Raw genomic sequence first — 12482 nt, forward strand, 5'->3', positions numbered from 1 at the left:
TTGAAAAGACAGTATATATTGTTACCCGGACATTACATTGAATATTCCCAACAGCCTTACGCTTCTCCGTATGTTACTGGTGCCCGTCATTGTCTGGCTGATTCTGGCGGAACAGATGTATGCGGCGTTCCTCACCTTTTTGCTGGCGGGGTTGTCGGATGCGCTTGACGGGCTGATCGCGAAGCAGTTCAACCTTGTCACTCCGCTTGGCACCTATCTCGACCCGCTGGCCGACAAGATCCTGCTGGTGTCCATCTATGTCACCCTCGGTATTCAGGAAGACCTGCCGAGCTGGCTGGTCATTCTGGTGGTCAGCCGGGATTTTCTCATCATCGGCGGCATTATTTTTACATTCTTGCTGGAGCTGAACATCACGATCGTCCCCTCGAAGCTGAGCAAATTGAACACCTTCTGCCAGATTTTGCTCGCCGCCTTCGTCCTTGCTGACAAGGGGCTGGAGGCCGGGTTCAATGGCGCCATTGACCTGTTCGTCTATGTGGTGGCGGCAACCACGGTGCTGTCGGGCATCGCCTATACCTTGCAATGGTTCCGGCAGAACAGCCATGAGACGGGGGCGTCATGACCTTAAAGCAACAAATGAAATTCTGGGGGATTGCGCTTGTCGCCTTCGTCCTGTTCCTGATCCTGCTGAGCGATATCCTGCTGCCCTTTGTTCTGGGCATGGGGGTTGCCTATTTTCTGGATCCGGTGGCCGACCGCCTGGAAGAGGCGGGGTTCAGCCGCACCGCCGCGACGGCAATTATCATCGGCCTGTTCCTGGTGCTGGTTAATCTGGCGCTGTTCCTGATTGTTCCGATTATCATTGATCAGGTGCTCGGCCTCATCGACAATATGCCAGGCTATTATGAGAATATCCGCAGTTTCCTGATGCCCATCATTGACCGCTTCGTTGACCTTCCGGCCTGGCGCCAGAATGAGGAGTTCAACAATACGGTTGGTCAATATATCGGTGAAATGGCGAAGAAGCTGGCGACGCTGTCGGAAAATATTGTCGGCGGCGGGCTGGCCTTCGTTAATCTCATCACGCTGCTGGTTATTTCCCCGGTCGTCGCCTTCTACCTGCTCAGGGACTGGGATCATATCGTCGAGCGGATTGATAGCTGGCTGCCGAAGAAACATGCGGAACAGATCCGCACGCTGGCGCGGCGGATTGATGACGTTCTTGCCGGTTTCGTGCGCGGCCAGTCACTTGTCTGCCTGATTCTCGCCGCTTATTATGGTCTGGCGCTGATGCTGACCGGGCTCGAATTCGGCTTTCTCATCGGCATCATCACCGGCCTTATTTCCTTCATTCCCTTTGTCGGCGCGATCATCGGTTTTATCGCTTCCGTCGGCGTGGCGCTGATCCAGTTCTGGCCCGATTACATCATGATCGGCGCGGTGGTGATTATTTTCATTATCGGACAGGTTCTGGAAGGATATGTACTTGTCCCCAATCTGGTCGGCGGCAAGGTCGGGCTGCATCCGGTCTGGGTGATGTTTGGCCTGCTGGCAGGCGGCAGCCTGTTCGGATTTGTCGGCGTGCTGATTGCCGTGCCCATGGCGGCGGTGATCGGCGTGCTCAGCCGCTTCGCCATCGAGCAGTATCTGCAAAGCCCCATCTATGGCGCGCCGCCGCCAGAAGGGCCGGGCAACGACAGTACGAAAGAATAGCATGGTCGCCGCGCAAATTCCGATGGTTTTTCCCGTCCGGGCGGCGCAGGGGCGGGATGATTTCCTCGTCACCAGCAGCAATTGCGACGCGGTGGCATGGATTGACCGCTGGCCGGACTGGCCCGCCAACATCCTCATCCTCACCGGTCCGCCCGGATGCGGCAAAAGCCATCTCGCCCATGTCTGGCAGACCGTCAGCGGGGCGGAAATCCTGTCTTTGGAAACACTCAATTCACTCGGAATAGAGGCGCTGACGAAGCGCGCCGCGCAGCCCCTTATCCTTGAGGATATGGATGAAATGATCGGCCGGGAAATTGAGGAAGAAACGATTTTCCACCTCTACAATCTCCTCCAGGAGAAAGGCGGCAGCCTGTTGATCACCGCGAAATCCGCCCCCGCCACTTGGCCCCTGGCATTGGCGGACCTCAAATCACGTCTCGGCACCATTGCGCTCGCACGTATTGCCGAGCCTGATGACGCGCTGTTCGCGGCGCTTCTGGTCAAACATTTTTCCGATCGCCAGCTTGCCGTTCCCCCCGATGTCGTCCAATATATCGTTGAACGGCTGGAGCGTTCCTTCGCGGCGGCGGAACGCTTCGTCACCCGCCTCGATGACAACGCACTCGCCCGCAAAAGAAAAATCACCCTCGCTCTCGTGCGGGAGGTAATGAAGGAAGAGCAGGAGTAGGGAAATGGATCTCGGGATTTCAGGAAAATGGGCGATTGTCTGCGCCTCCAGCAAAGGTCTGGGGCGGGGCTCGGCGGAAGCGCTGGCCGCAGAGGGCGTCAATCTGGTGATTACGGCCCGCACGGCGGAAACATTGGAAGCCACTGCCGATCATATCCGCAAAAGCTGGCCGGTTGAGGTGATCGCCATCCCGGGGGATATTACGACGGAGGCGGGCCGCGCCGAAGTGCTGAAAGCCTGTCCGGCGCCCGATATCCTCGTGAATAATGCCGGTGGGCCGCCGCCCGGCGACTTCCGGGACTGGAGTCTGGAAGACTGGCAGAAGGCGCTCAACGCCAATATGCTGACGCCGATCGAGATGATCAAGGCGACCGTGGACGGCATGCAGGCGCGCGGCTTCGGCCGCATCGTCAATATCACCTCCGCCGCCGTGAAATCGCCCATTGATATTCTTGGCCTGTCCAACGGGGCGCGGGCCGGGCTGACCGGTTTTGTCGCCGGGATATCACGCAAGACCGTTGCCCATAATGTGACCATCAACAACCTGCTGCCGGGGCCGTTCGATACCGACCGGCTGGCCGGCAATTTCAAGGCCGTTTCCAAAGCAACTGGTAAATCCATCGCCGAAGTGAAGGCGGAGCGGGCGGCGCAAAATCCCGCCGGACGGTTCGGCACCGCAGAGGAATTCGGCGCCGCCTGCGCCTTTCTCTGCAGCGACAAGGCAGGGTTCATCACCGGCCAGAACATCCTGATGGACGGCGGCGCCTTTCCGGGTACAATGTAGCGATCATCTCATCTGTGGGAGGGGTAACGATGCGTTTTTCTATCCTGCTGGCCGCCGTTGGCGCCGCCTTTCTGTTCTCCGCCGATCCCGCCGCAGCGGCGGACGCCACAGGCATCTGGGCAACGAAAGACGGCAACAGCCATGTCAAAATTGCGCCCTGCAACGACAAGCTGTGCGGGGAAATCATCTGGCTGAAAGAACCCTTGACGCCGGAAGGCAAACCGAAAACAGATCAGCACAACAGCGATGAGACCTTGCGCAGTCGCCCCATTATCGGCCTGCAGATGCTGAGCGGATTCGTCAAGGATGGCGAAAGCGAATGGGACGATGGTGAAATCTATAACCCCGAGGATGGCAAGACCTATAGCGCCAAGATGGAGCTGGTCAAGCCGGATGCGCTGGAAGTCAAGGGCTGCGTGCTGATGTTCTGCCAAACGCAGGACTGGACGCGGGTGGAGTGATTTTTTTACCAATCTCCGCTATAAAGGCCGGAGTGGGAATTTTTTCCGTATTGTCATAAATCCGAGATTAAATCCCTATATCAGTGTCAAGGCATTGAATTTCCGGAACTGGAGCAGGGGTTGGTATGTCGGCAAAATCAGACATGGTGGATGAGGAAAAGATCAATCTCCTGAAGAGCCCGAAACGGTTCATCAATCGGGAGCTGTCGTGGCTGTCCTTCAACTGGCGGGTTCTCGAGGAATCGGCCAACCCGGCGCATCCGCTGCTGGAACGCCTCCGTTTTCTCTCCATCTCCGCCGCCAATCTTGATGAGTTCTTCATGGTCCGCGTCGCCGGGCTGTGGGGCCAGATCCGGGCCAATGTGAAAACCATCAGCGATGACGGGTTGACGCCCGCGCAGCAGCTGGCCGAGGTGGAAAGCAAGGCAACACGCCTGATGCATGAGCAGAATCAGCAATGGCGCACGCTGATCAAGGAATTACGGGATAATGGCATCTCCGTCCTCTCGCCGACGGAACTCACGCGCCAGGAGAAAAACTGGCTCGAAGATCACTTCATGCAGGAAATCTATCCGGTGCTGACGCCCATGGCGCTCGATCCGGCGCATCCCTTTCCCTTCATCCAGAATCTCGGCTTCGGCATGTTTCTGGAACTCGCCCGCAAGGAACCGGACCGCAATCTGAAAGCGCTGCTGCTGCTGCCGCAGACGCTGGATCGCTTCATCCGCCTGCCGGGCGGGAAAATCCGCTTTATCAGCCTTGAAAACACGGTGATGCTGTTCCTCAACCATCTGTTCCCCGGCTATGATGTCGCCAGCAAGGGCATGTTCCGCATCGTCCGCGATAGCGATATCGAGGTGGAGGAAGAGGCCGAGGATCTGGTGCGGCTGTTTGAATCCGCCCTCAAGCGCCGCCGCCGCGGCAGCGTTATCCGCCTCAAGGTGGATAAGGACATGCCGGAGGAGTTTGTCGATTACCTGAGCCGGGAGCTGGAGCTTGACAACCGCGCCGCCATCGTGGTGGACGGTATTCTCGGCCTGTCCGATACTGCCGCGCTGATCACGCCGGAGCGTCCCGATCTCTGTTTCAAACCCTACACGCCGCGCTATCCGGAGCGGGTACGCGATGCGGCCGGGGATATCTTCGCCGCCATCGCCACGAAAGACTTCATCGTCCATCACCCCTATGAGAGTTTCGATGTCGTCGTGCAGTTCCTGCAGCAGGCGGCGGCGGATCCAAACGTTATCGCCATCAAGCATACGCTGTACCGGACGTCCACCAACTCCCCGGTTGTCCGCGCCCTGATTGAGGCGGCGGAGGCGGGCAAGTCCGTCACCGCGCTGATCGAACTGAAGGCCCGCTTTGATGAAGCGGCGAACATTAAATGGGCGCGCGATCTGGAGCGGGCCGGGGCGCAGGTCATCTATGGCTTTATCGACCTTAAAACCCACGCCAAGGTGTCCGTCGTTGTCCGGCGCGAGGGGCGGGGCCTTAAAACCTACATGCACTTTGGCACGGGCAACTACCATCCGATCAACGCGCGTATTTATTCCGACCTGTCGATGTTCACCACCGATGCGGAGCTCGCCAGCGATGTCTCGCTGATGTTCAATTACATCACCGGATATGCCAAGCCGAAGGGGCTGAAAAAGCTCGTGCTTTCCCCCTACAGTCTGCGCAAATCTCTGATCGAGATGATTGAGAAGGAAATCGCCTTCGCCAGGAACGGCAAGCCCGCCGCTATCTGGGCAAAGATGAATTCCCTCGTTGATCCGCAGCTTATTGACGCGCTCTACCGGGCCAGCAATGCGGGCGTCGATATCCGGCTTGTCATCCGCGGCATCTGCTGCCTGCGGCCCGGCATCAAGGGGATGTCGGAGAATATCCAGGTGACGAGCATCGTCGGGCGTTTTCTGGAACATTCGCGTATTGTCTGTTTCGGCAATGGCCACAAGATTCCCTCCGATCATGCGAAGGTATTTATCTCTTCCGCTGACTGGATGCCGCGCAGCTTTGATCGGCGTGTCGAAACACTGGTGCCCGTCACCAACGAAACCATCCACCGGCAGGTGCTGGACCAGATCATGGTGGTATGCCTGAAAGACAACCAGCAAAGCTGGAAACTGCGCGAAAACGGCGAATATGAGCGTGTCACCAATGGCGCGGAGTCATTTTGCGCTCACAATTATTTTATGACCAATCCGTCTTTATCTGGACGCGGCAAGGCTTTGCTTGTAAAGGAACCAGTACCGAAGCTTGTTCCGCCAAGCTGACATACAGCGTTAAAATACTGTAGGTGCCAGAAAAAGTATGGAAGATCGGGATAGAGAACTGGACCCCGCCGTCAAGGTGTCGGACCGGTCAACCGCAGTGATTGATATCGGTTCGAACTCGGTCCGTCTGGTGGTTTTTGACGGGCCACAGCGGGTTCCCCTCCCCAAATTCAATGAAAAGGTGATGTGCGGTCTCGGGCAGGAGCTCGGGACGACTGGACGGCTGGGCGAGAAGGCCATGACGGAGGCGCTGGCTGCGCTGCGCCGTTATGCCGCGCTGGTCCATCACATGGGAATCGAGCGCGTTATGGTCGCCGCCACCGCCGCCGTGCGTGAGGCGGAGAACGGCTCCGAATTTGTTTCCGAGATTGAGCAGCAGTGCGATCTCAATGTGCAGGTGCTGAGCGGCCGTCAGGAGGCACGCTATTCCGGCCTTGGTGTTCTGTCCGGTATTCCCCATGCGGATGGCGTTGCCGGGGACCTCGGCGGCGGTAGCCTGGAGCTGGTGGAAATTTCCGACTTTCGCATCCATGAGACGGCGACATTGCCGCTGGGCGCACTGCGCCTGTCACATATGGGGATGACGGAAGCGAAGCTGCGCAAGACGATCAACAAGAAATTTGAGAAGGCAAGCTGGCTGGAGAAGCTGACCGCCCGGAATTTCTATGCGGTCGGGGGCGCCTGGCGCGTCCTTGCCCGCTATCATATTATCAAGACCAACCACCCGCTGACCATCATCCATAATTACCGCCTGACCGCTGATCAGATCAGCGTTCTGATCGACGAAATTCTCGCCATGTCGATCGAGGATATGTATAACGCCAACGGCATCCCGAAATCCCGCGCCAACACCATGCATACCGCCGCCATCATCCTGCAGGAGTTGATGGCCAAGGTGACGCCGAAGAATGTTGTCTTTTCCGGCAATGGCCTGCGTGAGGGGATGCTGTTTTCCGAACTCAAGAAATCCGTCCGCAAGCGTGATCCGCTGCTCGATGCCTGCCGCGACATGGCCGCGAGTGAAGGCCGTTTCCCCGAACATGGCGAAGAAATCTATGAGTGGCTGAAAGATGTGCTGCAAATGTCGGACCGCAAGAGCAAGCGGTTGATAATGGCCGCCGCGACCCTGTCTGACATCGCCTGGTGGGCCAATTCTGACTATCGCGCGGCGCAGGCTTTCCGGCGGATTTTCCGCGCCCCTTTCAGCGGCATCGGCCATCGCGGTCGGGCAGTTGTCGCGCTTTCCGTCTATGCCCGTTACAAGGGGGATTTGAGCGGCCCGGCGACAATGGACTGTCTCAGGCTGCTGACCGAGGAGGAGGCGAAAAACGCGCTGATCACCGGTCTCGCCATGCGGCTCTCCCACACGCTGAGCGGCGGAACCATCGGTATTCTGGCGCAAACGCGGCTTGAAATTTCCACATCCACCGTCACCCTCAAAATTCCGTCATCGCTCGCGGCGCTGGTCGGGCATCATGTCCGCAAACAGCTCGACAGCCTTGCCGGTAGCCTTGGCTCCGATGCGAAAATCGAGGTTATTCCAGGGAAATTATCCTGATCTTTCCGTCCTTGCAGGACAGCGCAATCTCGCCATGTTTCAGGCGCAGCGCGTCCTCGCCAAAGACGCGGCGGCGCCAGCCCTTGAGAGCGGGGACGTCCGCCTCGTCATCGGCGGCAATCTTTTCAAGATCGGCAAGGCTGCACACCAGCTTCTGCGCCACATCATTTTCTTCCGAGCGGAGCTTGAGCAATACCCGCAGCAACTCCATCAGCGGACCGATGCCCTTCGGCGGCGGAGTTTTCTTCGGCAGACGCGGAGCCTGATCGGGCGGCGTATTAACGCCTTTCTGCACCGCCTCCAGCAATCCGTCACCCATCTTGCCATCGGCGAATTTCTTGCCGATACCGCGCACATGCGACAGGGTTTCCGCATTCTTCGGCGGATTTGACGCGATTTCTATAAGTGCCTCGTCGCGCAGGATGCGATTGCGCGGAATATCCTGGCGATGGGCCTGCCGCTCCCGCCAGGCAGCGATACTTTGCAGGATGGCCAGGAATTTTGCATGCGTATTGCGCGACTTGATGCGCATCCAGGCATTTTCCGGCGGAATGAAATAGGTATCGGGGGAACGCAGAATCTCCATCTCGGAGGCCACCCATTCCTCGCGCCCGCTGTCCTTCAGCTTGGCCGAGAGATATTTGTATATGTCCCGCAGATGCGTCACATCGGCTTCCGCATAGGTAAGCTGCCGTTCCGACAGGGGACGGCGCGCCCAGTCCGTGAAGCGGGAGGATTTGTCGATCGCCTTGCCCGTCAGCTTGGACGCCAACGTGTCATAGCCGACGGATTCGCCAAAGCCGCAGACCATAGCCGCGACCTGCGTATCGAAGATGGGGGCGGGCACCTCACCGGTCATATGATGAAAAATTTCAAGGTCCTGCCGTCCCGCATGGAAGACTTTCAGCACCTTCTGATTTTGCAGCAGACGAAAGAGCGGGGCAAGATCAATGCCCTTCGCCATCGGATCAAGAATAGCCGACTCGTCCTCCGTCGCCATCTGGACAAGGCACAGAATGGGCCAGAAGGTGCTTTCGCGCATGAACTCCGTATCGATGGTCATATAGGAATGCTGTTCAAAGCGGGTGACCAATTCTTCAAGACCGGCCGTTGTTGTTATTATCTGCATTGAATACTTGCGCCCTTTCAGGCAACGCTGCGTTTTGGGGCATCCGGACGCGACTTGTTACGCCATGACGTTCATTCCCCGACAATAGCCCATATTTCTCCATAAAGGAAGGTTGGCGGCGGGCAAAAAACCATGTAAGACAGGCGCGTCATCAATAGCGATCCGGCTGGATCCGAAACTTAAGAGAGTATCATGCATAGCTACCGCACCCATACTTGCGCCGATCTGCGCGAGAGTGATGTTGGCAAAACCGTCCGCCTGTCGGGCTGGGTTCATCGCAAGCGCGATCATGGCAATCTGCTGTTTGTCGATCTGCGCGACCATTACGGGATTACCCAATGCGTGATCGAACATGATGTGCCGAATTTCAAGGCCGTTGAGAGCGTGCGGTCGGAAAGTGTCGTCACCGTCACGGGCAAGGTCGTCGCCCGCAGCCAGGAGACCGTGAATCCGAACCTGCCGACCGGCAGTATCGAGATTTATATCAGCGAGTTCGCCATCCAGTCGGCGGCCGATGAACTGCCCATGCCCGTCTTTGGCGATCAGGAATATCCGGAAGATATCCGCCTGCGCCACCGGTATCTTGATCTGCGCCGTGACCGGCTGCATCAGAATATCGTGCTGCGCTCCAACGTTATTGCGAGCCTGCGGGACGCCATGCGCGCGCAGGGCTTCATGGAATTTCAGACGCCGATCCTGACGGCCTCCTCACCGGAGGGCGCGCGCGACTTTCTGGTACCGAGCCGGATGCATCCCGGTAAGTTCTACGCCCTGCCGCAGGCACCGCAGCAGTTCAAGCAGCTTATCATGATGTCGGGCTTTGATCGCTACTTCCAGATCGCGCCCTGCTTCCGCGACGAAGACGCCCGCGCCGACCGCAGCCCGGGCGAGTTTTACCAGCTTGATATCGAGATGGCGTTTGTGACACAGGAAGATGTGTTCAATGCCGTTGAACCGGTGTTGACCGATGTCTTCAAGAAATTTGCAGGCGATCGCAAGGTCGTCACCCCGTTCGAACGCATTCCCTTCGATGAGGCGATGCTGAAATACGGCTCCGACAAGCCGGATTTGCGCAACCCGATCATCCTCAGCGATGCGACGGAACCTTTCCGCGGCTCGGGCTTCGGCCTGTTCGCGAAAAATATTGAGGCGGGGGCTGTTGTACGGGCTATCCCGGCTCCGGGCGCCGCCGACCGGCCACGCAGCTTCTTCGACAAGACGAACGACTGGGCCCGCAAGGAAGGCGCGGGCGGTCTCGGCTACATCATCTTCAAGGACGGCGAAGCGAAAGGCCCGATTGCGAAAAATCTCGATGAGGAACGCATTGCCAAAATTCGCGAAGTTACCGGCGTGGGTGAGGGGGATGCCGTCTTCTTTGCCTGTGACAAGGCATCCGGCGCGGCGGAACTCGCCGGCAAGGCCCGCATCCGCATCGGCGAAGAGCTGGATATCTGCGAAAAAGATGTCTTCCGCTTCTGCTGGGTGGTCGATTTCCCGATGTTCGAATATGACGACAAGGAAAAGAAGCTCGACTTCAGCCATAACCCCTTCTCCATGCCGCAGGGCGGGCTTGAGGCGTTGGAGACTATGGACCCGCTCGACATCAAGGGCTATCAATATGATATTGTCTGCAACGGGATCGAGCTGTCATCCGGCGCCATCCGGAACCATCGTCCCGATATCATGATCAAGGCCTTCGAGATTGCGGGATATGACGCGACCGTGGTGGAAGACCGCTTCGGCGGGATGCTGAGCGCGTTCCGCTATGGCGCACCGCCCCATGGCGGCATTGCCCCCGGCGTTGACAGGATTGTCATGCTGCTGGCGGATGAGCCGAATATCCGCGAGGTGATCCTGTTCCCGATGAACCAGCAGGCGCAGGATCTGATGATGCATGCCCCGGCGGAAGTGCCGCTGAAGAACCTGCGGGAGCTGCATATCCGCACGGTTCTGCCGCAACCGAAATCAGACGGCTGATAAAAAATAGTACGCGAAATACAAAACCCGCCACATTCGGCGGGTTTTTTATTTTTCCTTCAATCCATTACCGAATTTTTAACATATCGCTGGCTAATGTTATCCTGACATTAACCAAAAGGTTGTACGGTGACTGAAGAAAGCAAACTGGATATCCTGCGCACTGAAAAGGAACGCTTCGTCGCCTTTTCATTCGCCGCTGCGGATTTGCTCATCGAGCTGGACAAAGACGGCTCCGTCATATTCGCTTCCGGCGCCGCGAAAGGGCTGACCGGGTTAGACATGAATGATCTGGAAGGCACCATTTTCCTGGATCTGGTGACCGAACAGGATCGTCCGATCATTACCAATATTCTTGACAGTATGCAGGTCGGTGATCGAATTACACCGGTCGTTGTCCGCATGGAAAACACCCACATCTCCACTATTGTGGGCGCCTGCAAATTGCCGCGAAATCATGAACATGTCTTCCTCGCCCTCAATATCTCCAGCATGGCGGCGGTGCGCACCAGTTCGGAATATCGCGACACCGATACGGGCCTGCTCGGGCGGACGGATTTTCTCAAACTTGCCGACCAGCAGATGACGCTGGCCGCCAACGCCGGGCAGAAAACAGAGTTGACGCTGTTACAGTTGAATGGTCTTTCCGCGCTTCAGGAACGCCTCGGCGAAGAGGAGATGGGACAGTTTTTTGACCGCATCGGCGTCATTCTGCGACGCTATTCCCTGGGCGGGGACAGCGCCGGACGTCTTGATGCGGAAAAATACGGCGTCGTGCACAGCCCCGCCATCGACACGCGCATTCTGGAAGAAAAAATTTCCTCCCTCGCCGCAGAGGGAGGCAAGGGAAGCATTATTGTGCAGCAAAGCACTGTTGAGCTGATGAAGGGACAGCTTTCCGCCAATCATGCGACGCAGGCGTTGATGTATGTTATCAACAACTTCGTCGAGAATGATATTGAGGATTTCAATATCAAATCTCTGGCGGAAGGCATGGATAACCGGCTGGAAAAAACCATGAACCGGATGCTGGCGCTCAAATCCATGTTCCAGAATTACAAGTTCAAATTGGCTTACCAGCCCATTGTCCAGCTATCGGACCGGGAAATCCATCATTATGAGGTGCTCTCCCGTTTCAAGGACGGGGAGAGCCCCTATGAAACCGTGACCTTCGCGGAGGAAACGGGCATTGTGCAGGATCTTGACCTCGGCGTTGCCCACAAGGTCAAGGAGAAGCTGCTGGAATTCCAGAAGCGCGGTGATACGCTGCCGCGTCTTGCCATCAACCTGTCCGGCTATTCTCTGGAATCCGACAGCTTTGTGGACAATCTGCTGGCGCTTTATGCGGATAATGACGAAATCCGTGAACATGTCAGTCTGGAGGTTACCGAAACCAGCCGTATCAAGGATTTGCAGCGGGCCGAAAATGTCATTCAGTCAATCCGCCGCAATGGCATCGAAGTGGCGCTTGATGATATGGGCTCCGGCTCCGCTTCCTTCCAATATATCCGTGCCATGACCGTTGACTATATCAAGATTGATGGCACCTATATCAAGGAAGTGCTGACCAACAAGCGCGACGCCGCTATTCTGAAAGCGCTTTCGCGCCTCTGCCAGGAGCTGGATATCGGCACCATCGCGGAAATGGTGGAAACGAAAGAACAGCTTCATGTGCTCAATGTGCTCGGCGTCAATTACGGGCAGGGCTGGTATTTCGGCAAGCCGCAGCCGGACATCCAGACGAAGCGCAAGAACCGCTCGATTACCCAGAATCTGAAGCGCAAGGGCTTCGCTACCACCTGGTCATAAGGTCGCATACAGACTGAAAAAGGGCCTGTTTCCGGAAACAGGCCCTTCTTTCGGGAGCAATGATAAGGCAAGCAATCAGCCTTTTTATACTCAAAAGAAAGATAATCTTATAAGCTACTGATTACGCTA

The 12482-nt window shown here is 57.1% G+C and carries 10 protein-coding genes; 9 read left to right on the top strand and 1 reads right to left on the bottom strand.

What is annotated here, in order from left to right:
* The first annotated feature begins 37 nt into the window (after positions 1-37).
* From CMN55_RS10425 to CMN55_RS10455, 7 genes are all read left to right on the top strand, one after another.
* Complete coding sequence (locus CMN55_RS10425; protein WP_293949743.1) at positions 38-583, top strand: CDP-alcohol phosphatidyltransferase family protein; 546 nt, start codon at positions 38-40, stop codon at positions 581-583.
* The gene (locus CMN55_RS10430; RefSeq protein ID WP_293949744.1) at positions 580-1674 is read left to right on the top strand and encodes an AI-2E family transporter; all 1095 of its coding nucleotides are present in this window, start codon (positions 580-582) and stop codon (positions 1672-1674) included. Before CMN55_RS10425 ends, CMN55_RS10430 begins: the two co-directional genes overlap by 4 nt.
* A gap of 1 nt (position 1675) precedes the next feature.
* On the top strand, positions 1676-2362 hold the full coding sequence (locus CMN55_RS10435; protein WP_293949745.1) for an HdaA/DnaA family protein: 687 nt from the start codon (positions 1676-1678) through the stop codon (positions 2360-2362).
* A gap of 4 nt (positions 2363-2366) precedes the next feature.
* Positions 2367-3146, top strand: coding sequence for an SDR family oxidoreductase (locus tag CMN55_RS10440; RefSeq protein WP_293949746.1), 780 nt, complete (start codon positions 2367-2369; stop codon positions 3144-3146).
* 29 nt (positions 3147-3175) lie between these two features.
* The gene (locus tag CMN55_RS10445) at positions 3176-3607 is read left to right on the top strand and encodes a DUF2147 domain-containing protein (RefSeq protein ID WP_293949747.1); all 432 of its coding nucleotides are present in this window, start codon (positions 3176-3178) and stop codon (positions 3605-3607) included.
* Positions 3608-3732: 125 nt separating this feature from the next.
* A complete protein-coding gene (locus tag CMN55_RS10450; RefSeq protein ID WP_293949748.1) occupies positions 3733-5880 on the top strand; it encodes an RNA degradosome polyphosphate kinase in 2148 nt (715 codons plus the stop codon).
* 37 nt (positions 5881-5917) lie between these two features.
* Positions 5918-7438: a Ppx/GppA family phosphatase gene (locus CMN55_RS10455; RefSeq protein WP_293949749.1), complete on the top strand. Its 1521-nt coding sequence runs from the start codon at positions 5918-5920 to the stop codon at positions 7436-7438.
* Here the strand turns inward: CMN55_RS10455 and rnd are convergent.
* Positions 7416-8567 (bottom strand): ribonuclease D, encoded by a 1152-nt coding sequence (gene rnd / locus CMN55_RS10460; RefSeq protein ID WP_293949750.1) that lies wholly within the window; start codon positions 8565-8567, stop codon positions 7416-7418. The two genes, CMN55_RS10455 and rnd, sit on opposite strands and share 23 nt — an antisense overlap.
* 192 nt (positions 8568-8759) lie before the next feature.
* Between rnd and aspS the strand changes: the two genes are divergently transcribed.
* Complete coding sequence (gene aspS, locus CMN55_RS10465; RefSeq protein ID WP_293949751.1) at positions 8760-10544, top strand: aspartate--tRNA ligase; 1785 nt, start codon at positions 8760-8762, stop codon at positions 10542-10544.
* 129 nt (positions 10545-10673) lie between these two features.
* Positions 10674-12353, top strand: a complete 1680-nt coding sequence (locus CMN55_RS10470; protein WP_293949752.1) for an EAL domain-containing protein — start codon at positions 10674-10676, stop codon at positions 12351-12353.
* The last annotated feature ends 129 nt before the right edge of the window (positions 12354-12482 follow it).

The organism is Sneathiella sp., assembly GCF_002694385.1.
GTDB lineage: Bacteria > Pseudomonadota > Alphaproteobacteria > Sneathiellales > Sneathiellaceae > Sneathiella.